This window comes from Staphylococcus sp. IVB6214, from assembly GCF_025558585.1.
Lineage (GTDB): Bacteria > Bacillota > Bacilli > Staphylococcales > Staphylococcaceae > Staphylococcus.
In genome coordinates, this window is the sequence record NZ_CP094723.1 from 319,858 (window position 1) to 344,256 (window position 24,399).

At 36.7% G+C, this 24,399-nt stretch carries 26 protein-coding genes; 17 read left to right on the plus strand and 9 right to left on the minus strand.

The genetic code is table 11. From position 1 onward, the window contains the following. Positions 1 to 4 precede the first annotated feature (4 nt). The 7 genes from hxlB (at position 5) to MUA51_RS01535 (ending at position 6,166) form a co-directional block, all read left to right on the plus strand. Entirely contained in the window at positions 5 to 550 is a 546-nt protein-coding gene (gene hxlB, locus MUA51_RS01505; RefSeq protein WP_262560126.1) for a 6-phospho-3-hexuloisomerase, read from the plus strand. A gap of 110 nt (positions 551 to 660) precedes the next feature. Next, a complete protein-coding gene (locus MUA51_RS01510) occupies positions 661 to 2,019 on the plus strand; it encodes an AMP-binding protein (protein WP_262560127.1) in 1,359 nt (452 codons plus the stop codon). After that, complete coding sequence (locus tag MUA51_RS01515; RefSeq protein ID WP_262560128.1) at positions 2,016 to 3,176, plus strand: thiolase family protein; 1,161 nt, start codon at positions 2,016 to 2,018, stop codon at positions 3,174 to 3,176. Before MUA51_RS01510 ends, MUA51_RS01515 begins: the two co-directional genes overlap by 4 nt. Next, entirely contained in the window at positions 3,130 to 3,486 is a 357-nt protein-coding gene (locus MUA51_RS01520) for a hypothetical protein (protein WP_262560129.1), read from the plus strand. Before MUA51_RS01515 ends, MUA51_RS01520 begins: the two co-directional genes overlap by 47 nt. Then, entirely contained in the window at positions 3,486 to 3,743 is a 258-nt protein-coding gene (locus tag MUA51_RS01525; RefSeq protein WP_262560130.1) for a hypothetical protein, read from the plus strand. Before MUA51_RS01520 ends, MUA51_RS01525 begins: the two co-directional genes overlap by 1 nt. A 499-nt stretch (positions 3,744 to 4,242) precedes the next feature. Further along, positions 4,243 to 4,743, plus strand: a complete 501-nt coding sequence (locus MUA51_RS01530; RefSeq protein WP_262560131.1) for a hypothetical protein — start codon at positions 4,243 to 4,245, stop codon at positions 4,741 to 4,743. A gap of 163 nt (positions 4,744 to 4,906) precedes the next feature. Continuing rightward, positions 4,907 to 6,166 carry a DUF1958 domain-containing protein gene (locus MUA51_RS01535; protein ID WP_262560132.1) on the plus strand — a complete coding sequence of 420 codons (1,260 nt, stop codon included), beginning with the start codon at positions 4,907 to 4,909 and terminating at the stop codon, positions 6,164 to 6,166. A 192-nt stretch (positions 6,167 to 6,358) separates the two neighbouring features. Here the strand turns inward: MUA51_RS01535 and thiD are convergent, their stop codons facing one another. Continuing rightward, positions 6,359 to 7,189 carry a bifunctional hydroxymethylpyrimidine kinase/phosphomethylpyrimidine kinase gene (gene thiD / locus MUA51_RS01540; protein WP_262560133.1) on the minus strand — a complete coding sequence of 277 codons (831 nt, stop codon included), beginning with the start codon at positions 7,187 to 7,189 and terminating at the stop codon, positions 6,359 to 6,361. A 153-nt stretch (positions 7,190 to 7,342) separates the two neighbouring features. On the opposite strand from thiD, the gene MUA51_RS01545 reads away from it, so the two are divergent. From MUA51_RS01545 to MUA51_RS01560, 4 genes are all read left to right on the plus strand, one after another. Then, entirely contained in the window at positions 7,343 to 7,999 is a 657-nt protein-coding gene (locus MUA51_RS01545) for a uracil-DNA glycosylase (protein ID WP_262560134.1), read from the plus strand. Between the two features lie 4 nt (positions 8,000 to 8,003). After that, complete coding sequence (locus tag MUA51_RS01550) at positions 8,004 to 8,318, plus strand: YwdI family protein (RefSeq protein WP_262560135.1); 315 nt, start codon at positions 8,004 to 8,006, stop codon at positions 8,316 to 8,318. A 14-nt stretch (positions 8,319 to 8,332) separates the two neighbouring features. Continuing rightward, positions 8,333 to 8,695, plus strand: a complete 363-nt coding sequence (locus tag MUA51_RS01555) for a DUF423 domain-containing protein (RefSeq protein WP_262560136.1) — start codon at positions 8,333 to 8,335, stop codon at positions 8,693 to 8,695. Between the two features lie 310 nt (positions 8,696 to 9,005). After that, complete coding sequence (locus MUA51_RS01560; RefSeq protein ID WP_262560137.1) at positions 9,006 to 10,457, plus strand: APC family permease; 1,452 nt, start codon at positions 9,006 to 9,008, stop codon at positions 10,455 to 10,457. A 100-nt stretch (positions 10,458 to 10,557) separates the two neighbouring features. Here the strand turns inward: MUA51_RS01560 and MUA51_RS01565 are convergent, their stop codons facing one another. The 6 genes from MUA51_RS01565 to MUA51_RS01590 all read right to left on the minus strand — a co-directional run bounded on the left by MUA51_RS01565 (position 10,558) and on the right by MUA51_RS01590 (position 15,932). Then, on the minus strand, positions 10,558 to 11,601 hold the full coding sequence (locus MUA51_RS01565) for an acyl-CoA dehydrogenase (RefSeq protein ID WP_262560138.1): 1,044 nt from the start codon (positions 11,599 to 11,601) through the stop codon (positions 10,558 to 10,560). 14 nt (positions 11,602 to 11,615) lie between these two features. Then, positions 11,616 to 12,377, minus strand: coding sequence for an ABC transporter permease (locus MUA51_RS01570; protein WP_262560139.1), 762 nt, complete (start codon positions 12,375 to 12,377; stop codon positions 11,616 to 11,618). Positions 12,378 to 12,385: 8 nt separating this feature from the next. Further along, positions 12,386 to 13,327 carry an ABC transporter substrate-binding protein gene (locus MUA51_RS01575; RefSeq protein WP_262560140.1) on the minus strand — a complete coding sequence of 314 codons (942 nt, stop codon included), beginning with the start codon at positions 13,325 to 13,327 and terminating at the stop codon, positions 12,386 to 12,388. A gap of 13 nt (positions 13,328 to 13,340) precedes the next feature. Continuing rightward, on the minus strand, positions 13,341 to 14,081 hold the full coding sequence (locus MUA51_RS01580) for an ABC transporter ATP-binding protein (protein ID WP_262560141.1): 741 nt from the start codon (positions 14,079 to 14,081) through the stop codon (positions 13,341 to 13,343). A 101-nt stretch (positions 14,082 to 14,182) separates the two neighbouring features. After that, entirely contained in the window at positions 14,183 to 14,695 is a 513-nt protein-coding gene (locus MUA51_RS01585; protein ID WP_262560142.1) for a DUF4242 domain-containing protein, read from the minus strand. Positions 14,696 to 15,374: 679 nt separating this feature from the next. Beyond that, positions 15,375 to 15,932 carry a TetR/AcrR family transcriptional regulator gene (locus MUA51_RS01590; protein ID WP_262560143.1) on the minus strand — a complete coding sequence of 186 codons (558 nt, stop codon included), beginning with the start codon at positions 15,930 to 15,932 and terminating at the stop codon, positions 15,375 to 15,377. A 121-nt stretch (positions 15,933 to 16,053) separates the two neighbouring features. Here MUA51_RS01590 and MUA51_RS01595 point away from each other — a divergent pair, with 121 nt between their 5' ends. Together MUA51_RS01595 and MUA51_RS01600 are read left to right on the plus strand one after the other, a co-directional pair. Then, a complete protein-coding gene (locus MUA51_RS01595; RefSeq protein ID WP_262560144.1) occupies positions 16,054 to 16,701 on the plus strand; it encodes an HlyD family secretion protein in 648 nt (215 codons plus the stop codon). A gap of 16 nt (positions 16,702 to 16,717) precedes the next feature. Further along, complete coding sequence (locus tag MUA51_RS01600; protein ID WP_262560145.1) at positions 16,718 to 18,418, plus strand: DHA2 family efflux MFS transporter permease subunit; 1,701 nt, start codon at positions 16,718 to 16,720, stop codon at positions 18,416 to 18,418. 301 nt (positions 18,419 to 18,719) lie between these two features. Here the strand turns inward: MUA51_RS01600 and MUA51_RS01605 are convergent, their stop codons facing one another. Further along, the gene (locus MUA51_RS01605) at positions 18,720 to 19,559 is read right to left on the minus strand and encodes a lipoate--protein ligase family protein (RefSeq protein ID WP_262560146.1); all 840 of its coding nucleotides are present in this window, start codon (positions 19,557 to 19,559) and stop codon (positions 18,720 to 18,722) included. Then, the gene (gene pta, locus MUA51_RS01610; protein ID WP_262560147.1) at positions 19,559 to 20,548 is read right to left on the minus strand and encodes a phosphate acetyltransferase; all 990 of its coding nucleotides are present in this window, start codon (positions 20,546 to 20,548) and stop codon (positions 19,559 to 19,561) included. Before pta ends, MUA51_RS01605 begins: the two co-directional genes overlap by 1 nt. Before the next feature lie 161 nt (positions 20,549 to 20,709). Between pta and hemQ the strand changes: the two genes are divergently transcribed. The 4 genes from hemQ to MUA51_RS01630 all read left to right on the plus strand — a co-directional run bounded on the left by hemQ (position 20,710) and on the right by MUA51_RS01630 (position 24,332). Beyond that, the gene (gene hemQ / locus MUA51_RS01615; RefSeq protein ID WP_262560148.1) at positions 20,710 to 21,468 is read left to right on the plus strand and encodes a hydrogen peroxide-dependent heme synthase; all 759 of its coding nucleotides are present in this window, start codon (positions 20,710 to 20,712) and stop codon (positions 21,466 to 21,468) included. A gap of 250 nt (positions 21,469 to 21,718) precedes the next feature. Next, entirely contained in the window at positions 21,719 to 23,065 is a 1,347-nt protein-coding gene (locus MUA51_RS01620) for an APC family permease (protein ID WP_262560149.1), read from the plus strand. 59 nt (positions 23,066 to 23,124) lie between these two features. Next, the gene (locus MUA51_RS01625; protein ID WP_262560847.1) at positions 23,125 to 23,847 is read left to right on the plus strand and encodes a threonine/serine exporter family protein; all 723 of its coding nucleotides are present in this window, start codon (positions 23,125 to 23,127) and stop codon (positions 23,845 to 23,847) included. 11 nt (positions 23,848 to 23,858) lie between these two features. Further along, on the plus strand, positions 23,859 to 24,332 hold the full coding sequence (locus MUA51_RS01630; RefSeq protein WP_262560150.1) for a threonine/serine exporter family protein: 474 nt from the start codon (positions 23,859 to 23,861) through the stop codon (positions 24,330 to 24,332). The last annotated feature ends 67 nt before the right edge of the window (positions 24,333 to 24,399 follow it).

The following is a 24,399-nucleotide window of genomic DNA, read 5'->3' on the forward strand; positions in this document are numbered from 1 at the left end:
TTCGATGTTTACTCGCAATTATCAATTAATATTGGATGAACTGTCTCAAACTTTGAAACAAGTAGATACAGAAGCGACAGATCATTTTGTAAAACAAATCTTGCGAGCAGATAAAGTCTTCGTGTCGGGTAAAGGTCGCTCTGGCTTTGTAGCGAATAGCTTTGCGATGCGTTTGAACCAACTAGGGCAACAAGCGTATGTTGTAGGTGAAACAACAACACCTTCAATTCAAAAAGGTGATTGTTTGATCATCGTATCTGGATCAGGTTCCACGACGCATTTACAATTGCTTGCGGATAAAGCAGTTGGACTCGGTGCACGTGTGTTATTAATATCAACCGTATCGGATAGTCCGATTGGTCAGCTCGCTGATACAACAGTTGTATTACCAGCAAGTACGAAACATCGTGTAGAAGGTTCTCAACAACCACTAGGTAGTTTATTTGAACAGAGTGCACAAGTGTTATTAGATAGTCTTGTCTTAGATATGCAGGCACAGTTAGACATCAGCGAAGAAATCATGCAAGAAAATCATGCAAATTTAGAATAAATCATGTAGGAGTCATTGGAAGCGACATGGTCGTGACCAGTGGCTTTTTCTATTGCTTTTGAACATTATGATAGAATATAAGAAAACGTATTCAAAGAAGTGAGTGTCGAATGGAATTACTAAAACGTATTGCCTATTATGCAGAGCATCAGCCATATGAAATGGCACTTTATATTAATCAAACAGCAGTCACGTATGAAGGATTGTGGAGACAGGTTCAACAAGCTGCATCATTGTTATCAGATGAATGTATCGGATGTGATGTAGTACTATCATTTGAAAAAATGGAAAAGTTTATTGTATCTTATTTAGCATTGTTATATAAAAGCGCAACGCCATGTGTTATGGATCCACACTGGTCAGAGAACCGACTCGAATCATTATGTGGAAAATATGGTTTTGCTTATGTTTGGAATGATGAGGGTTTTAAACAAACAGGTTATCAAGGAGTACAACATGACAAGCTGGATTTATTACATATTGGATTTACATCGGGGACGACAGGTTTGCCAAAAGCATTTTATCGTAACGAACCATCATGGATTGCTTCATTTCAAGAAAATGAATCGTTATTACCAGAATCTGATATTCAACAAATGCCAGTAATGGTTGCTTTAGGACCTCATGCACACTCATTGACATTATATGTGCTGGTGTATGCGTTGTTTTATGGCCGTACATTTATCGGGCAAAATGATTATGATATGGAACAATGCCAATATGCGATACAGCAATTTTATCGACCAAGCTGTCTTTTTCTCGTACCGACTATGGTTCATGATTGGTTGTATCAATCATCATTGAATGATTTGAAGACATACGTGTTTGTATCCGGAGATAAATTGTCTGTAAAATTGCATCATCAATTAAAAACAAAATTCCCGGCAATGACGATTTATGAGTTTTTTGGAACGTCTGAGGCAAGCTTTATTAGTGTGAATGAAGATCAAATGGCACCCCTTCAATCAGTCGGTCGATTATTTTCAAGTGTTGAAGTACGTATTGATGATCAAGATGCGCAAGGTATAGGGGAACTATATGTTAGAAGTCCTATGACCTTTTCTGGTTATATTGATGAACCCGTACCTGAATGGATACAAACAGGGGATTATGCCTCCATTAAAGAAGATATTTTATATTTACATGGCCGCACTCAAGATCGCATGATTATTGGTGGGAAGAATATTTCTCCTTATATGATTGAACAAGCACTAAAAACAATTAAAGGAATTGATGAAGTGGTAATCATATCTCAAAGACATCAAAAGTTTGGAGAACTCGCATTGGGTCTCTATGAAGGGGATCGTCAGCTCACTTATCGAGAAATACGTCGTCAATTAGAAGATACGTTATCACGCTACGAATTTCCTTCTAAATTGATATGTGTGCCCAAATTACCACGTACAGCAAGTGGGAAAATCTCAAGACGTGCAGCACAACTATTATATGAACAGGGGGCTTGGCAATGAGTGAAGCGGTGATTGTTGCAGCAAAACGTACACCCATTGGTCGTTATGGTGGTAAATTACAGAAGTTAGAACCTGAAGATTTGGTGAAACCATTGATTCAGTATTTTCAAGAGACTTTACTTGTCGATTGGCAACAACTGGATGATGTGATTTTAGGAAATATTGTTGGGAATGGTGGTAATGTCGCAAGAAAAAGTTTATTGGAAGCGGGTCTAAATGCAGCGATACCAGGTGTTACAGTAGATCGTCAATGCGGGTCTGGACTTGAAGCCATTCACTATGCGTGTCGAATGGTGGAAGCAGGGGCAGGACATTTATATATCGCAGGTGGCGTGGAAAGTACCAGTCGAGCACCATGGAAGATGAAGCGGCCGACGTCACTCTATGAAAACGAACCACCGCAGTTTTATGAAAGGGCTCCTTTTGCACCTGAAGGACAAGATCCAACAATGATTGAAGCAGCTGATAATGTTGCACGTATCTATGATATATCTCGTGAAGACCAAGATCAGTTTGCGTATGATAGTTATGCGAAGACAGTGCAGGCATATGATGCAGGCTATTTTGCTGAAGAAATGTTACCACTTAAAGTAAATGGTGAATGGATGGCACAGGATGAAGGGATGCGTCGCAACATCCGTCTTAAACTATTGGAACGATTAAACCCCATTTACTCAAATGGAACAGTGACTGTAGGAAATTGTTGTGCTAAAAATGATGGCGCAGCATTAGTTGTTGTGATGTCAAAGGAGTATGCACTGTCGTTAGGTATAACAGAAGGATTAAAGTTTATTGATTATACGATTAAGGGTGTGGATCCCAACATATTAGGGATTGGTCCTGTGCCAGCAGTATCCCATTTATTGGACAAGCATGATTTACATATCACAGATATCGATGCCGTAGAGTTGAATGAAGCTTTTGCAGCCCAAGTACTCGCCTCACAGCGTGCGTTGAATATTAAGGCATCACAGTTAAATCAATACGGTGGTGCCATTGCGATTGGTCACCCGTATAGTGCGAGTGGTGCGATCTTAGTGACGAGACTGTTTCATATGAAAGATTATTATCGAACAATTGCAACGATGGGCATTGGAGGTGGAATGGGGAATGCCGCATTATTTGAACGTTGGTCAGACGGAAACACGACACATTAAAGTCGATGCATCACATTTACATGCGTATCAAATATTGTTCGAGATTCCGATGACACAGAAAATCCCACTACTCTTTTTTGCGCGTTATTGGCAAGATTTTACGCTTTTTCAACCATTTGTCAGCGTGGAAGTGATGTTAGTTGAGACGGAAGTAAAAGATGCAGAGCCACTTTTTTGTGATGAATATATCAAGGCAACATTAACTTACAAATCTGCGAAACGAGCTAAAGGCTTTGAACGGTTTCAATTTGAACTCGTTTTAAATGATCAAAATGTCATTCAGCAAACTTTTATACGGAGGGACAGTTAATGAAGTTTTCGTCAGACGCTGTGGCACAATATTTGAAAATAGTCAGAGATGACAACCCGATACACGATCATGTTGTGCCAGGTCAAATGATTGTGCAAAAAGTATTACAGGACTATGGTATGCAAAATATGGCTTGTAACGTACGCTATAAGCAGCCCGTGTATATCAATGAGCCATTAAACGTGTATCAGGAGAGTGACAGTTTTGTTGTGAAGAACGAGCAAGACGTAGTGAAAGTGAAGATAATAGTAGTGTGACGTTAGCAAAATTGAATATAAGAGAAGGTAATTGAAGTGTGTTAAAAAGTTATATTTTATATTGATTGATAGTGACTGCTTATTAATTGTGTATGACAGATAGGCAGCGTAACTGTTAAGAAAAACCACCGAAAATACAATTAGGCATGAAATATGATAAGTTAAGAATGATTTAATACACCATGAAAAAGATGAGATATTGTGTAGTTAACAAGGGTGACTAGAAGTGGAAAAAGTTTGCAAAAATGCATTTTACTTCAGACGCCTAATGCTATTACACTTATTCCTATATCTCAAAAATAGAGGCTGAGTACTATGTCTCAGATCCTTGAAATCATCTTACTTGTAAAAGTCTAATAAAATAGCGGAGACGGCTAAAGTTGAGAAGTTAAGTGAACAGAACAACACATGCATTATTATAACGTCTCATCATAATGTGCTAAGGACGTATCTTGGCATATATACAGAAATAAATTTGTAGTTGAAGGTGGATAATATTATGAAAATATTAAAAAAATTACTTCTTCTTATTGCTAGTATGATACCTTATTTAGTTTCATCAATCATGTTATTTTACACATATACTTCTAATCAATCAAATTTACAAAAACAGATGGAAACAATTCAGCAATCATTAAGTATGACAGAAACACAAATGCATTTCTTTACAGCGCTCATTGTGTTACTTTCCAATATTTTAGTTTTTATCTTTACCTTCTTTTTAATTAAGTTATTACTTCTAATATTTGATAGAAACAAAGAAAGTAAAAATGAGGATTTATTTTTTGCATTGATACTGGGTTATACTGCTGCGAATATGACAGCATTAATATTAAATGATTGGTTCCATATTTCATTTAGTATCTTTATGAACTATATACCTATTATAGACCTTATCACATTTACATCACTGTATTATTTCTTTAGTAAATCTAAAAAGTTTACTGCTATTGTTTTTGTTATTAAAACATTTATCATTTTAATAAGTATAATTTTATAAGAAGTGGGAAAGCCTTGACACATTTTTAGAATGTGCGAGGTTTTTTGCATGCTTTTAGAAAACCTAAGTAATTTCATAATTCAATAAACCAGTGTTGATATTGATGGTTAATTGACGTATGCTTGATTTATTGACTACGTACGGAGTTAAGGAGCAAAAGGGTATGAGGATTAAGCTTTTAAAAGTAATGATGGTTTTTACGATGTTACAGTTATTATTGGTTGGAACTGTTGAAGCAGAAACGGCACCGTATGAAATTGCTAAAAAGCATGAGCCACAAGCTTCGCAATACTATCAACCAAAATTTGCGATGACAACAACACAAACAGGACAAATACTGTATGATTATAATGGAGAAGAAACACTTTACCCTGCATCGGTTGTGAAGATGATGACATTCTATCTCGTTTATGATGCAATTGATCATGGCACTATTAAATTGACTGATAAAGTGAAGATTACGCCAGAGTATCAAGCGGTGGCACAGTTACCTAATGTATCGACATACCCGATTAAAGCAGGTCAAGAGATTACAGTAGAAGCTTTACTGCAGCAAGCAATGATGACATCAAGTAATGCTGCAACAATGGTGTTAGCTGATAAAGTTTCCGGCGATACGTCTACATTTACGCAACAAATGAATGACAAAGCTCGAGCATTTAACATGAAAGATACATATTTTACAAATCCAGCTGGTTTGGACAATGCGTGGTTGCATCAATTTGCGCCAAAAGACTTTATGGATGTAGGTAAACCGACATCGTCTGCATATGATTTATCAATATTAGCAACACGTCTCGTGAATGATCACCCTAAAATTCTTAATATCACAAAGCTGCGCACGGTTCATCAAGCAGACGGTGCAGTGCGCACAACCAACTATTCATTACCGGGTGAAGCCAATGGTATGTCAGGTGTTGATGGATTGAAAACAGGAACAAGTGATGAGGCGTATCACTTTATGTTGACGGCGAAACAGCAGCATTTAAGGCTTCAAACAGCGGTGTTACAAGTGGAGCCGTTTAATGATAACAATGCAAAACATGCACGTCATATTATGGCCAATGGTATAACGAAAGAGATGTTTGAGCGCTATACGTACAAGAAGGTTTTATCAAAAGGCGAACATCGCATTCACGACAAGAAGTATGAAGTGAAACAGGACTTGTACGATGTCGTACCGAAAAAAATGAAACTCTCAGATAAGAACTTCAAAATAGATAAAGAAAAAGAACGTATTTCATTAAATTATGAGCGGCAATTTTTACAAGGATATCATGCACCTAGTGTAAAAATTGAACAAAAGGGATTTGAATGGTTTAGTGATGAACCAAGAGTAGCTTTAATCATAAGCGTAGGTCTATTTTTAATTATTTTATTAGCATTGTTTACAATGTGGAGAATCAAAAAGAGTAGTAAATAGACTGAGAAGGGGCTGAGATAAGCAATATACGGTGTCCCAATCTCATGAAGAGATTATCTTCTCATGACTGGAATGGCACTGTTTGTAGGACTTCTCATGTTTTCTGTCATCTCTAATTATTATCAAAATCGTGCAGATATATATAAGAAACGCCATGGGGTTATCATAACTCATGGCGTTTTGACTTGTTTATTAAATTTCAGTGACTTCAACGTCAATTTTTTCAATACGATTGTATGCACCGTGATCAACAGGACCAACAAACTCATTCATTTTCCAACCGTTTTTGATTGCTGAAGCAACGAACGCTTTAGCATTTACAACAGCTTCTTTTGGTGATTGACCGTTCGCGAGATTGGCAGTTGTTGCAGCTGCGAATGTACAACCAGCACCGTGGTTATAGCTTTGTTGGAACATGTCTGTTGTTAATTGATAGAATGTTTGACCATCATAGTATAAGTCGTATGATTTATCTTGATCGAGTGCTTTACCACCTTTGATGACAACGTGTTGTGCACCTTGTTCATGAATGATTTCAGCTGCTTTTTTCATATCTTCCATAGATTTTAATGTTCCTAATTTTGAAAGCTGACCTGCTTCAAAAAGGTTCGGTGTTACAACTGTTGCTTTTGGTAATAAATATTGAATCATTGCTTCTGTGTTACCCGGATTTAATACTTCATCTACCCCTTTACATACCATAACAGGGTCGACAACGAGAATTTCTGCCCCAGACTCTTCAAATGCTTCACCAGCACGTTTGATAACTTCTTCAGTTCCAAGCATACCTGTTTTAACAGCATCTGGTCCAACGTGTATAGCTGTTGCAAGCTGTTTATTGAAGACATCGAATGGAATTGGTGAAACGTCATGTGACCATGTTTCTTTATCCATTGTTACGATTGCAGCAAGTGCTACCATACCATACGTATCGAGTTCTTGGAATGTTTTAAGATCGGCCTGCATACCTGCGCCTGCACTTGTATCCGACCCTGCGATTGTTAGTACTTTTTTTAATGCCATATAATAGCCACTCCCTTATTTAACTTCTACTTCAAATGCGAATCCTTACTTAAATACTATCATATCATGGTCGCTTCTGACTGCAAACATTTCAAACGATGTCATGCTATTCTCCTATCATTTTATGTTAAAATGTGGAATGAGGTGAATACGATGGAATGGGCTACTATTTTTCATGACATTACTTCCAAGCATGATTTTCAAAAGATGCATGATTTTTTAGAGAATGAATATGCGACAAATGTTGTTTATCCAGCACGTGAAAATATTTATCAAGCATTTGATTTAACACCCTTTGATCAGGTGAAGGTCGTTATTTTAGGCCAAGATCCATATCATGGCCCGAATCAAGCACATGGCTTAGCTTTTTCTGTCCAACCGGATGCGAAGATGCCACCATCATTACGCAATATGTATCAAGAGCTGGCAGATGATATTGGGTGTCAAAGAACATCACCGCATTTACAAGACTGGGCACGAGAAGGGGTGTTGCTGCTAAACACTGTTTTAACAGTGCGACAAGGACAAGCACATTCTCATCGTGATATCGGCTGGGAAACATTTACCAATGAAGTGATTCAAGCTATTTCAACATATAAATCTGACGTTGTTTTTATTCTATGGGGGAGACCTGCACAGCAAAAAGAACGTCTTATAGATACAACAAAGCACTATATTATTAAGTCACCACATCCGAGTCCTTTGTCGGCATATCGTGGTTTCTTTGGTTCAAAACCATATTCGAAAGCCAATGATTATTTGACAGAGCGAGGGATTGAACCAATTCAGTGGTGTGAAAGAAAGGAGTGACAACATGCAAAGAGAGAAGCTCATCCAATTGTTAGAACATGAATTAATGCAAGCGGATCAAGCGACAACAGATGCAGCGTTTGATAAGCATATGTATGCTATCCATACATTAACTGCTTTATATACAGATCAAGTAACACCAAACACAAGTATTCCAACAACAACGCATATGCCCGTCACATCAACGAAAGTGTCGGAAGAAGAGATTCGTTTGATGGGTGGACGTGTTACAGAATCAAGCGTGACGCCGAAAACAACGGATAATCGTTTAGTAACAGATGATGAAATTGGGAACGGTGAATCTATTTTTGACTTCTAAGGAGGAAGTAGACGATGAAAATATTTATTATTTTAGGAGCACTTAACGCAATGATGGCAGTAGGTACAGGTGCGTTCGGTGCACATATGTTAGACGGAAAGCTTTCTGAACATTACATGTCTGTTTGGGAGAAGGCTACCATGTATCAAATGTATCATGGGTTAGGCTTGATATTGATCGGTATTATAGGTGGCGCATTCGACTTGAATGTAAGTTGGGCAGGATGGTTGATGTTCTTCGGTATTGTGTTCTTTAGTGGGTCATTGTATATCTTATCAACGACACAAATCAGCGTGCTAGGTGCGATTACACCGATTGGTGGCGTGCTATTTATTGTTGGTTGGATTATGCTCATTATTGCATCTTTTAAAATATAAGGATGATGTACGATGGAAGCAATTTTTAATTTTTTGAGTCATATTTTTGGTGCGCTCGCTTCGGCATTATGGAAAGGGAACAAAGACGATTCTAATGAAGATGAATCGTAATATTATGTAGATTAATTTTAGAGAAAAGACGCCATGAAATGTGGGGTCTTTTTTTGTATATTGTATGACAAATTTTACTTACATGAAAAAACTTTTGATTAGATTCTTCTTTTAATGTATGATTAATGACTCAAATACTCAAAAATCGTTTTTTATAATTAATCTAGGGTATATAGGATATTAGAGGTGAAATATATTTATGGCGAAGAAAAATAAAAAGCCAGATCGAGGCGATTTACAACAAAATTTGTCTGAGAAGTTTGTATGGGCAATTGCATATGGCTCTTGTATCGGCTGGGGTTCTTTTATTCTGCCGGGAGATTGGATTCAAACATCAGGGCCAATTGCAGCATCTATCGGTATCTTTATTGGGGCACTACTGATGATGATTATCGCTGTGAGTTATGGTGCATTAGTTGAACGTTTTCCAGTTTCTGGTGGAGCATTTGCATTTAGTTTCTTAGGATTTGGAAGATATGTGAGTTTCTTTTCATCATGGTTTTTAACTTTTGGTTATGTCTGTGTTGTCGCACTGAATGCGACGGCGTTTAGCTTGTTAATTAAGTTTTTAGTTCCAGATGTGATTGAAGTAGGTAAGTTATATACGGTTGCTGGCTGGGATGTTTATATTACAGAAATTATTATCGCATCCGTGTTACTGCTTGTCTTTATGGTGATCACAATATATGGAGCAAGCGTATCAGGATCATTACAATTTTATTTCTGTGTTGCAATGGTGATTGTTGTTGTTTTAATGTTTGTTAGTTCATTTTTTGGTTCGAGTTTTTCATTGGATAATTTGAAACCGTATCATGGACCAACTTATGATTGGTTTCCTGCAATTATTATGATCGTATCAGTCGCACCATGGGCTTATGTTGGTTTTGATAATATTCCACAAACAGCTGAAGAATTCAACTTCTCACCTAACAAAACATTCAAGTTAATCGTGTATAGCTTATTAGCTGCTGCAATCACATATATTTTGATGATTCTATACACAGGTTGGCTTACTTCAGAGAATGATAGCCTTTGGACAACAGGTGCTGTCACACGTGAAGCTTTCGGAAATATTGGATTAGGCATACTTGCGATAGCGATTATTATGGGGATTTTTACAGGACTAAACGGCTTTTTATTAAGCGCAAGTCGTTTACTTTTCTCAATGGGACGTTCAGGCATTATGCCAACAGTATTCAGTAAGTTACATCCACGTTATAAAACACCTTACGTTGCAATTATTTTCTTAGTTGCGCTAACATTGATTGCACCGTGGTTAGGTCGTACAGCCTTAACATGGATTGTAGATATGTCTTCAACGGGTGTATCAATTGCTTATTTTGTCACTTGTTTATCAGCTGCAAAATTGTTCAGTTATGATAAAAATAGTACGACATATGGTCCGGTTTATAAAACATTTGCGATTATCGGTGCAGTGATTTCGTTTATTTTCTTAGCATTATTGTTATTGCCGATTTCGCCAGCGTCATTATCGTTACCTTCGCACATTGCGTTAGGTTTCTGGACATTGCTAGGACTTGTCTTCTTCTTTATCCGTTTGCCGAAACTTCGTCGTATGGATAAGGATGAATTGTCACAATTAATTCTAGATACACGTAAAAAAGACGTCGAAAAAATGTTAGATGAATAGATAAATATCAAACATCCAGTTATATGATTCGAAAAATGAATCGTATAACTGGATGTTTATTTGTTCAGAATATACCTGTCATTGAGATCTTGATTGCTGACTAGTCATTGCTAGCTTTTAATGCTTCTTGTAGTTTGCCTAGATGTCTTAATGTCGGTGTTAATGCTGCAAAGAAAAATCCTTCTTTCAATTTACGTACTTGTGGTGATTGATAACCGTATGCTTTTGAACCACCATTCACCATCGATGCTTGATTTACGTCAAGCAACAAATATCCCGCTGCTTTTTTAAGTGTAATCAGTGTCTCAAAGTGATTCTGTAAGTTCTCTTCATCTAACACAGCATAGAAACGTTGTCTTATTTGATTGTATTGATTTTCAAATGCTTGGACATCATATTCTAGATATTGATTAATACCATTTTGTGCGTGAGAGAATTGTTGGATTAAATCTAGTGATGCACGAATTGCACCCAATGCGATTGGAATCTGTAATGCGACAAATTGTGGTCGTATTTGTGTTGCAAATGTTTTGGCATCGTGTGTGATAATGTGTTTTTCTGGTATGAGTACGTCATGCATCTCAATCGAAAATGTTGCCGAACCATTAACACCTAAAAAATGAGACATTTCCGTCATTGTGATACCAGTTTGGTTGGCCTGAACAATAAACATAACAAGTTCATCGGATGATGTACTTTTAGATATTGCACCAAAATAATGGTCAGGTCCAATATTACTAATTGCGGGCAGTCTACCGTTCACAATGAGCTGTTGCTGTTCATTATAGTGGTGTGACAAATTGAATGTCTCTAAATCATTAAATGACTTCATCGGATTCGATAATCCAGTTGCACCTAAAATTTTACCTGATAACAATTGCTGTTGTAGATGTTGGTTGAAATAGGGTGCTTCTGCATTTTTTAAGTAAGTAGAAAACGCCAATTGACACCATAAACAAAAAGCAGTGGTCAAACAAGACTTGGATACCTTTTCTATGATTTCTGAGTTGCCTTTGACATCATCATCTTTGAAATAGCCTTCTTTAAACAAAGTACTAATAAAGTCCTTTGGATAATAAGATCCTGCATCAATTTCTATTAAATAGGGTTCTAGCTTTTTCTCAATATGTGTGTTCAAACTCATAAAATTCAACTCCTTCATTCGCCAAAGCGTATTAAGATTAATGTTTCAAAGTAACTAATGAATCGATCAATTAAAAACCCAAATACACCAATAAAAAATATGGCAGCTAAAACATCTTCTAGATTTAACATATTACGTGAATCTACAATTAGGAATCCCAGTCCTGATTGTGCGCCAATGATTTCACCAGATACTAAGAAAATCCAACTTGTACCGACTGCCATATGTATTCCGCCCATAATATGTTTTAAAGCCCCGGGAAATAGAATGTTTCTGTATAATGACCAGTTTATTAAGTTTAAATTAGATGAAATCTTTAAGTATTGCGGTTCGATATGCTTAATGCCTTTGATTGTATTAAAAACAATCGGGAAAAATGCAGCGATAAATATAATGGCAATGGCAGGTAAGCTACCAATACCAAACCATAAAACAACAAATGGAGACCATGCAATGGGAGAGATAGGTCTGATTAATTGAAATAATGGTTCTATGGCATTAAATAGAGAAAAACTACGACCTAATAAAAAGCCGATAGGTATGCCTAGCATAATGGCCAATATGAAACCTGCAATGAAACGATATAAACTGATACTTAAATGTGTGAATATATCTCCAGTGATTATGAAATGCCACATACTTTTTAATACCAAAGAGGGGCCAGGTAAAAGAACGGGCTTGTAGTGACCAAGGATGATAACGCATTGCCATATTAAAAGAAAAATCATAAAAGTAATGATGGGTAAGGACCACTTTTTAATATTATTAACTGTCATTTCATTTATCACTCCTTATATAACGTAGGATCAACAAAATCTTGATAGTCAGGTGCTTGAAAAAGCTTTTTTTCTTCTACTAATTTTTTGATTTTGTTATAACCTTGTTTATCAATTGCTAAGTTACCGTAAGAAGTCCATTCAGCTGATTGTGATAAAACTTTTTTATCTTGCTTAAAGTTTTTGTTCATAATTTCTATACTTCTATTTTTATCCGCCATTTGGAAACCTGCTCGTTTATAATCTGACATAAATGATTGAATAACTGTCTGATGTTGGTTGATGAGATCACTTCTAAGTACGAGTACACAACAATAGGCGTCTGGTATGATGTCACTGCCATGCAATAAAGTGTGACCACTTCCTAATTTTTTACCAAGTGCGCCGAATGGTTCTGCAACAGAATATCCAGAAATGCTCCCTTCATTAAGTGCAGCAGGCATTTCAGCTGGCGGCATTTCGTGATAGCTAAAGGTATTTGAACGGAGTTTCAGTTGCTTTCGCATTTCATCGAGTAATAAGTAATGTGTTGAATAACGATGGGGTCTCGCAAAATGATAGCGCTCATGATCGTGGAAGTCTGATCGCTTTTTATCTTTTCTTGCCATAACAACATTCCCTTCATGATGACCTAAAGCGACAGCCTTAAGATCGGATCCTTTTTGTTTTGATTTCATCGCCAGTTCAATCAGTGTAGAAGCACCATCGATTTTGCCACTGTTCAAAGCATCCAGTAAATCCGGCCAATTATTAAAACGTACTAATTTCAGGTTATAATTCGAATGGTGCGTATTCTGTTGTATTTCTTTTGTCATCATCAAATTTGCTGAATGTGTGATCGGTAAGTAACCAATTTTTATTGTTGGTTTTGCATTATTGTTGGGTGTGTTGACGTTACAACCAGAAAGGATAATAAGAAATATGAAAGTGAGCAAAATGATATTTTTCAACATTCTCAACTCCTTACAAATAATATTCTGGTTCTGCCATATGATGATTTAATGCAAATTTTTCCATAATATCATTTCTAATTTTTAATAAATGGCTGTCATTGCGATTTCGAGGATGTGATTGTGTGATATGATATTGGTCGAGAATATCACAACCATCTCCGAGCAATATAATGTCATCTGACAGATATATGGCTTCATCTATATCATGTGTCACTAAAATGATTGTTGCAGTTGTTCGTTCTTTTAGTTGTATTAATTGATCTTGTAATTTATAACGCGTAAAAGTATCTAATGCGCCTAAAGGTTCATCCATGAGTATGACTTTCGGTTGATGAACCTGTGCTCGACAGAGTGCAACACGTTGTTTCATACCACCCGATAATGCTTCTGGAAATAACAGCCCTTTTTGATCTAAATCTACTGTTTTTAAGTGATTGTTTAGTTCATCATCAGTAATGGGATGAGATAAGCCAAGACGTATATTATCATTAATATTTTTCCACGGAAGCAAGTTATGGTGTTGGAAGATCATTAAGCAATCAGGTGACGGTTCTTCTTTAACTTGGCCATCAATTGTAACTTTTCCAGAAGTTGCCTTTAAAAAACCGCCAATAATATTTAACAATGTGGATTTACCACAACCACTTTTGCCTATTAATGTTATGATGTTGCCTTTTTTTATTTTTAACTCGAAATCTTTAATAACAAGATTATGATGAAATTGATGTTGGATATGGTTAATGTGAATCATTAAAACACCTCGAATCTTATTGCGCTGAGTTCTATATTCTAAAGGTTATGCATGCATATAATACATACCCTTATATCTGATTTTTCAGAAAATGAAGCGCATTATAATTTTTCGATACCATCAATCGGTGTATCTACCGCTTTACGTGCACGTCGAACAGCATCTTCATCAGGAGCATCGTATAAACAGATACATTTTGACATATCTTCACACACGTATGTACGTTGAAACTGTACTTCAGGTACTTCTTCATAATGTACTGAGTTTTTCTTCTTGCGTGCCAAGTACTGATCCATTGTGATGCTTTCAGGAATATTCCAAGTAACGAGAAAATCCACACGAGCATCGCCTTTTTTAACATCATCTAATGCTTTACCGACTAATCGAACTTCTTTTACGAGATTGATGTTGATTGAGGCATTTTCTAAAAATTGTTTAGCATCTTCATGACTATTTGCTTCGACAATAAAGTATCCGTGCGTCAAGTTCGGTGTAGCTTGTACTTCTATAAGTGTGGGCAGTTTTCCCGTTGTTAAGTTTGCTGCCTGTTTTTCTAGTTCTGCCTTTGTTGAAAAAATACTTAAATCATTTGCTTCTAGTAAAAATAATGTCATAATTTATACCCTCTAAAATAGTATGAGACAAATAATACTACAATCCCTATCAGTTTACAAGGATATAAAAATTTATTTATTTTTTGTGTGGGAAATAAACAATAATTCTCTATAATAAATTTGTTTTCTGGTAAAGCAATATACGGTGTCCCAAAAGTAGGTTTTTCGGTAGAACTACCACGATTTCGGTAAAATTTGAAAAGCTATTTTGAGAATTGATTTGGTTCTGCTTAAATTCTAACCGCTTCTCTCACAACCTCGTGATGTCAGTGTTCAAGAAGCAGGGCTTTCGACAGAACATCGCAATTCCCCAAAATAAAAAAGCTATTTTGAGAATTACTTTGGTTCTGCTCAATCCCCAACCGCTTCTTTCACAACCTCGTAGGAAGCTGAGTCCGGCTCTCACTATGTCATTAAAGTAAAAAAGCCTGTTTCTTACGATAGTCGCTACGCTATCGAGAGAAACAGGCTTTTTCGTTTGGAGAACTTTTTTGAAAATGAAAGCACAAATGAATATGGATCCCTACCCATATATTTGCTTAATATTAATGTATCATGTTTTTGTGTGTTTTGGGACATAAAAATTAATAAAATATTAATTAACTGAGAATTAATTCTTAAATATAAATAAATGTGTATTGTTATTTAATGTTTGGTGGATTCTATATTTTATGACAAACTAACGTTTTGTCTTCATAAGATTAGCATTAAGAATATGTGCCATTTCATCAGGCGTCTCTTGACAATCGTTTGACAACCACTTATAGATGATGGCTAATTCACCGCCGATTGTATAATGAATGAAATAATCTGAACGATGCATCTCAGGCAATGATTTTAATATGGCAGTATAAGTATGTTGTGTGAATTTCATATAATCTCTAATCAAGACAGGTTGTGTATTTGTCACAATAATAGTTTGAAAAAAAGATTTGTAGCGTAGAATATATTTAAACAATAATCGAAAGCCTTTTAAAACGTATGATTTAATCGTTTCTAAGTCACTATGTTCAATCATGTAAGTGGTTGATTCCATCAAGCGCTCATAACGCTTCATATGAAATTGCTTAATCACTTCAAACAGTTGATATTTATCTTCAAAATGTGCATAGAATGTTGAGCGATGTACGCCACTTTCTGCACAAATTTCTTTAATAGTAATTGCTTCAAAAGGATGATGTTCAAGAAGTTTAAGTAGTGCTTTACATATTTGATAATAAGCTTTCGTTTTTTTCATAAAATCACCAGCGTTTTGTGTTTTTAAATCCGACACATTTGTTGAAATTGTCTGTGGTATGTGCAGAATGATGATTTTATAATACAGTATATTGAATTTGAAAGAAAGGAACTTTGTCATAATGAAGAAGTTAGTCATGATTAATGTCATCACCATTGTATTACTTGTCATCATTGGAATTGGAGGGTTTTATTTTTATAATCAATCAACCAATTATGTCAAAACAGAAAATGCGCAAGTAGATGGTGAACAAATTAAAATAGCAGCACCTGCTTCAGGTCAAATTTCAGAGTTGAAAGTAGCTGAAGGAGATAAATTAAAAGAAGGAGATATTTTTGCGAAGGTACAAGTTAAATCTGAGACTGGAGATGTTCAATTAATGGATATCCCGATGTCCGTAGAAGGTACAATTGTGAAATTGTCTGCACAAAAAGGGAGTATGGCGCAAGCGGGACAACCTTTAGCTTTTGCGTATAATTTGGATAAACGTTATGTAACGGCGAATATCGATGAAACAGAAGTGAAAGATGTAGAAACTGGTCAAGTGGTTGATATTACAATTGATGGTCAAGAATCTAAAGTGAAGGGGAAAGTCGTTCATGTTGGTCAAGCGACAGCGTCGAGTTTTTCTTTAATGCCTTCATCTAATAGTGATGGGAACTATACAAAAGTGATACAAGTGATTCCTGTTAAAATTGAGTTTGATAGCCAGCCATCAAAGGCTGTTCTACCAGGTATGAACGCAGAAGTGAGTATTCATAAGAATTAAAATAGGAGGTCATCCAATGTTTGTGATGATATATAGTATTGTTTCACTCATCGTGATTGTATTGATGAACCTCACGTTACTTCAAAGACGTAAGAAAAAACAGATACATTTCAATAAAGAAGTCCACCAAGCACAGTTGATAGATGAACATAATGCGGTAGACGTAAATGAACCTATTTCTGATCAAGTGAAGGGAACTGTCACACAATATCGATTTAAAGAAGGAATTACACGTAATAAAGTGTTGGCTGCGATGTTATTTGGCATGTTTATTGCCATATTGAATCAGACATTATTGAATACCGCATTGCCAAAAATTAATACTGATTTTAATATTACTGCTGCAACAGGGCAGTGGTTAATGACAGGATTTATGTTGGTGAATGGGATATTAATACCAATCAGTGCTTTCTTATTTGAGAAATATTCATACCGACGTTTGTTTTTATTCTCTATGTTGATTTTTTCTGTTGGGTCACTTGTTTGTGGTATTGCTTGGAACTTTCCAATCATGATGTCAGGTCGTATATTGCAAGCAGCAGGTGCGGGTATTTTGATGCCTCTTGGAACTAATGTTTTTATGACAATTTTTCCACCAGAAAAACGTGGTATGGCAATGGGAACATTGGGAATCGCAATGATATTAGCGCCAGCAATCGGGCCGACACTTTCTGGTTATATCGTTGATCATTATGATTGGCATACAATGTTTATCGGTATGTTTGTTATAGCACTAATCTCATTAGTTTTTGCATATTTTTGGTTTGGTATGTATCAACGTACGTCACAACCGAAAGCAGATATGCCAGGGGTGATATTTAGTACGATTGGTTTTGGTGCTTTATTGTATGGCTTTAGTGAAGCGGGTAACGATGGCTGGGGATCTACAAAAATTATTGTAATGTTAGTAATTGGTGTGGTCTTTACAATTGCATTTGTTATTCGTGAAATGACGATGAGAGCACCAATGTTAAGTTTTGAAGTACTCAAATATCCAGGATATACACTGACAGCTGCTATCAATATGATTGTCACAATGAGTTTATTTGGTGGGATGATTTTACTCCCAATTTACTTACAAAATTTACGTGGATTCTCAGCAATTGATTCTGGATTGTTACTCTTGCCTGGTGCACTTATTATGGGCTTTATGGGGCCAATTGCCGGTAAACTGTTAGATACAATTGGTATTAAACCTCTGGCAATTATTGGTTTAACAATTACGACGTATGGTACGTGGGAATTAACACAATTAACGATGGATACACCCTATTCATCCATTTTATGGATTTATATTGTACGTTCTTTCGGGATGAGTTTTATTATGATGCCTATTATGACAGCTGGTATGAATGCACTACCTTCTCGACTTATCTCACATGGAAATGCATTAATCAATACAATGCGTCAATTAGCTGGTTCTATTGGTACGGCTATTTTAGTAACTGTTATGACTCGGCAAACAGATACGCATCTTGCAACATTCCAGCAAGATCTAGATACAACGCAACCATTTATTCAAGATCAGTTACAAGCTTTGGCACAACAACTAGGTGGAGAACAGCAAGCAACAGCAGCTATTTTACAGTTTGTGAATGAACTTGCAGCAGTTGATGGTGTGAATAGTGCTTTCTGGGTTGCGACAGCTTTGAGTGGACTCGCCCTTATCATGAGCTTTTTCTTGCATGATAAATCATATTACATGTCGAAAGAATAATTAAAATCACAGTTTCTTCAATAAAGATGGAGAGGCTGTGATTTTTGGTTTGTCATCATTATTTATCTTTCATAAATGATTTAATGAATAAGACGATGTCGAGTCCTAGGCAGGCACCCACTAAAAGTTAATCAAATAAGCTGCCTAAGCCAACTCTGATGAAAAGACCAACTGATACAAGATAATTGCTATTATTCACATCGCTTTCCAGTTTTATTATATATATGATATCTAACCGTCTGTCATACGTAAATAAAAACCCCAATCAACGAGAAAATTCATTGATTGGGGAAAATTTATATTAATCTTCAATTAGGTGATTAATTTTTGCGTTACGTGCGAGCATACGATCATAGTAGTGCTCATAGCGGGACCATTCATCTGGTGTTATAGGGTCTGTGTTCAAAGTACCACCTAAGTCTTTGATCGCATAGAGCAACTTGAACATGACGTCTTGTACGGTGATATCACGTTTGAGTAATGTCTCCAATGATGCCATACAGTCTGGATGAATATCAGGATAGCTGAACTTTGTGACTTCACCTTTTAGTGCATGTTCATAGAAGTCGTGCATGAGTTGTGCACGTTCAGCACCTGAACCTTCTACGCAAAGGTAGATTTGAACGGCAACCCCCCCGCGTACACGGCGTTGAGAAATACCTGCAAACTTTTTACCATTAATACTTAAATCGAACTTACCTGGACAATAAGAATGTACAATTTCATAGGTGTCGATGTCGAGATGATCATCTTCAAACATCTTAGAAATCAATAGATACATCACTGTGAATGCTTCATCGATGGTAATCTCAGTTTTACCTTTAAAGATGAGTGAGATATTTAGTACACCTTGATCGAGTACGACACCTAATCCACCAGAATTACGTACAATCGCATTGTAACCTTGTTCATCTGTTAAGTATGAAATACCATCTTTTAAATAAGGCAATCGTGAATCATGTATGCCTAAGATGACGACGTGCTGATGAATCCAAGTTCTGACAACATTCGGAGACAAGTCCTTTCCGACACTTTCAGAAAAAGTGTCGTCAAATGCGAAAGACTGCATTGGTTCAAGACCTGTCGTATGGTCGATGTAACGCCAAGTCACACCATTGAAATATTTAGAAGCGAGATCCATTATTGTAATGATTGTGCTGCTGTGATGATAGATAAGTTATAAACGTCTTCTGAAGAGCAGCCACGTGATAAGTCGTTTACTGGTGAGTTAAGACCTTGTAATACAGGACCTACTGCGTCAAAACCGCCTAAACGTTGTGCAATTTTGTATCCGATGTTACCAGCTTCTAAGCTAGGGAAGATGAATACATTTGCATCACCTTGAATTTTTGCCCCAGGCGCTTTTTTCTTCGCAACTTCTGGAACGATTGCTGCGTCGAATTGGAATTCACCATCAACAACAACATCTGTTAAGTTTTCGCTGTCAATTTTTTCTTGTGCAAGTTCAACAGCTTGAACAACTTTTTCAGTGTCATCTGATTTCGCTGAACCTTTTGTTGAGAAGCTTAACATTGCAACTTTTGGATCCATACCAAAGCTTTGTGCTGTTTTTGCACTTTCGATTGCAATTTCAGCTAAGTCTGATGCACCAAGTTCTGGGTTGATGGCACAGTCACCGAAAAGATATTGTTTATCTTCTTTAATCATGAAGAATACACCTGATGTTCTTGACACACCTGGTTTTGTTTTGATGATTTGTAGTGCAGGACGTACAGTGTCTGCAGTTGAATGCGCAGCACCACTTACAAGTCCTTCAGCTTTACCTGCATAAACAAGCATTGTACCGAAGTAGTTAACGTTGTTAAGTAACTCTTGTGCTTGTTCTTCAGTTGCTTTACCTTTACGACGCTCTACGAATTTTTCTACTAATTCTGCTTTAAGGTCGCTTGTATCAGGTTGAATCACTTCAATACCTTCAATGTTTAAACCTTCATCTGCAGCTAACTTTTTAATATTGTCTTCGTTACCTAATACGATAGGTGCGACATAGTCAGATGCTTGTAATTCAACGGCTGCTGATAATACACGTGCATCTTCTCCTTCTGGTAATACAATACGAACGTTTTTGCCTGACAATTTGTCTTTTAATACATTTAATAAGCTAGACATAATATGTCCTCCTTTGACATGTTATAGCATAATTTTCCGCTTACTATTATACGCTATTTTTTATGAGATTTCCAAGACGTCAACTGAACGCCGTTTTTTTCGTTTTTACATAAGGAATATGGTACTATTTATTTGTAAATTAATAATAAGGAGTGTTCTGAATGAGTCATGCAGCAGAAACTTTAGATGGATGGTATAGCTTGCATTTATTTTATGCAGTTGATTGGGCATCATGGCGTTTAGTACCGCAAGCAGAACGTGAACAAATGCTTGCAGAGTTTGAAGGATTGTTAACAGAACTGAAAGGTGCAAAAGAAGCTGGCGAAGGAGATCACGTGTCATATAACGTTGCGGGTCAAAAGGCAGATATTTTACTTTGGTTCTTACGCCCTGAAATGAAAGACTTAACAGCAATTGAGACGGCAATCAACAAGTTACCAATTGCGGACCACTTCATCCCAACATATTCATATGTGTCAGTTGTAGAATTGAGTAACTATCTTGCAGGTCAATCAGATGAAGACCCGTATGAAAATCCACATGTACGTGCACGCTTATATCCACAATTACCGGAAACAGACTATATTTGTTTCTATCCAATGAACAAGCGTCGTAATGAAACATACAACTGGTATATGTTGTCAATGGAAGAACGTAAAAAGTTAATGTATGATCACGGAATGATTGGTCGTAAATATGCTGGTAAGATTAAGCAGTTTATTACAGGTTCTGTTGGCTTCGATGATTTTGAGTGGGGTGTGACACTCTTCTCAGATGATGTATTACAATTCAAAAAAATCGTCTATGAAATGCGCTTCGATGAAACAACAGCACGTTATGGTGAGTTTGGTAGCTTCTTCATCGGCAACAAGCTTGACAGCGAGACACTTCATACGATGATGGCACTTCCTGAAAAATAAATAATATGATAGACATAAGACTGGCTTACATCAATGTGTGAGCCAGTTTTTTGATTGGATTTTTCAATAGTTTTGTATGTTTGATCATAATATGACAATGTATGCCGATTAGATAAAATATCGATGTCTTCTCAAATTTAAGATGCAATGATTTTAAGTGTAAAAATTTTTATAAAAATAAGATTTCTGTGCATACCCGTGTTATAGTATAGGGAACAATATAAAAAGAATTGTAAGGGGAGGCGTGGCAATGAGTTCGGATAAGCAAACTTTGAAGCCAACCATTGGCTTGTTTACAGCTGTTACGATTATTGTCGGTACAATTATAGGATCAGGGGTATTCGTAAAGCCAAGTTCTGTGTTGGCATACGCTGGAACGAGTAATTTAGCGCTTTTGGCATGGTTACTTGGGGGTATACTTACGTTAGCATCTGGCTTAACGATTGCCGAAGTCGGTGCGCAGATCACACGAACAGGTGGTTTGTATGCTTATATTAAAGATATTTATGGTTCATTTTGGGGTTTTTTAACAGGGTACACATTAACCGTCCTTTATGGACCAGCGATTATTGTATCGCTCATTCTCTTTTTAGGTATTTTAATTACGAAATTCTTTGCGATTAGTAGTTTTTGGATCATTCCAATCGGGGCAGGAATCTTCCTATTTTTACTTCTATTGAATATTATTGGAACGTATTATGCGAATGCGATGCAAAATATATCAACAGTCGCCAAACTGATTCCAATTTTTGCGATTGTTGTTTTTGGTTTAGTGTATGGTCAAGAAGGTGTATTCGGCAGTGATGTGACACAATTAATCATGAATAATGATGGAACGGTCAATTTTGGACGTGCAGTTTTGGCAACATTGTTCGCATATGACGGTTGGATCATGTTGACGACGATGTCTGGTGAGATGAAAAATCCACAAAAACATTTGCCGTTAGCGATGTTAATTGGAATCTTAATCGTCACACTTGTTTATGTGATGATTAATGTGGCGATTTTTAAGACATTACCGGCATCAGAAGTTTATTTGTTTGGAAATAGTGTGAGTGCAGAAGCGGCTGTTATTTTATTTGGTAGTGTTGGAGCGAAAATTGTAAATATCGGGTTAATTGTATCCATTATTGGAACGTTGAATGGTAAGTTGATCACTTTCCCACGTATTCCATTTGCGATGGCTCAAGACAATTTATTACCGTACTCACAACATGTTCAGTATGTGAGCAAGCGTTTCGGTTCACCGATTGGTGCACATATTGTAATGAGTGTACTAACAGTTATTATTTTAACTTTAAGCATTTGTTTCCCGACAGTTTTTGATGCAGATTATTTATCAGAGATTACGATTTTTATTATCTATTTCTTCTATATGGCGTCATTTGTTGGTTTGTTTATTTTAAGACGTAAAAATAAAGGACGAAAGCGTGCGTTTTCAGTGCCACTCTATCCAGTGTTACCGATACTTGCGATGTCTGGTGGTTTATTTATTATTATTAATACGTTTATTTCAGATCCATTAGGGTCGGGCATCGCCATTGTAGGGTTGTTGCTTGGTGTGCCACTCTATCTCTTCACTGTAAAGAGAACATAAAGATTGTTTAAAAGAAGGTGACAACGTTGGTTCAATCTAGACCGTCAGATCAAGACGTGATGAATATTGTGATGCTTGCTGGGCGCATTTTATTAGAATGTGGGGCAGAGGCAAATCGTGTAGAAGATACGATGCAGCGCATTGCGATTGCATATGGTTATGAAGAAACACAAGGGTATGCGCTCAATATCTTTATTAATTTCTCGTTATCACCTGATCATGATACACGTATGGTTAAGATAAAAAAGAATGATACAAACTTGCATAAAGTCTTTTTAGTCAATCATATATCACGCCAAATTGCACAACAAAAGGTATCTTTTGAAGAAGCATATCAAACTTTGAAGCGGATTGATAAGACGTCTCACCGTTATGCGTTATGGCACAAGATGTTGTTTGCAGGATTGATTTCTATGGGATTTTTGTATTTGCAAGGGGGCGGCTGGCAAGACTTATTGCCTGCGGTCCTTGCAGGTGCGCTAGGATACTTCGTCACAGAATATATGAAAGGCAAGCAACTTACCTTGTTTATTCCAGACTTTTTAGGTGCATTTGTTATTGGAGCAGTTGCGATTCCGCTCAATCATTGGATTGGCAGTCCGAATTTGGCAGCCACCATTACAGCAGGTGTGATGCCAATCGTACCAGGAGTATTGATTACGACCGCAATTCAAGATTTATTCGAGCGACATATGTTGATGTTTACGGCGAAGTTTTTAGAAGCAATCGTGACATCATTTGCGATTGGTGCAGGCATTACCACTGCATTTATACTGTTATAGGAGGTTGAACGATGACGATATCACTTATTTTCATATGTAGTTTTTTAACCTCATTTTGCTTTGCGTTTATTTATGATGCACCACGTCGCTTGTTTTTGCCAGCAGGTTTGTGTGGTGGCTTTGGTTATTTAACGTTCCACCTTGTGCATATGTCATTCGGCATTGATAGTATTTATGCGAGCCTATGTGGGAGTTTTATACTTGGAATTATGAGTCATATGATGGCACGTCGTTACAAAGCACCAGTGATTCTTTTTATGGTTCCAGGTATTATCCCACTTGTGCCGGGGAGTATCTTCTTTAAGGCAGCACAAAAACTGCTGACGTTAGAATTTAATGAAGCGAACGATATTTTTATCCGAGCAACATTGATAGCAGGTGCGATTGCAGTTGGTTTACTTATGTCAGATCAATTTGCGAAGTCATTTATTAGAAAACCTATACCGATTATACGGCCGAAACGCCAACACAAATTACGTTCGTAAGCATAAATTAGAGCAATATATACAGACTGATGATTGTCTCATGTTTTAGTGTGAGAGACACATCAGT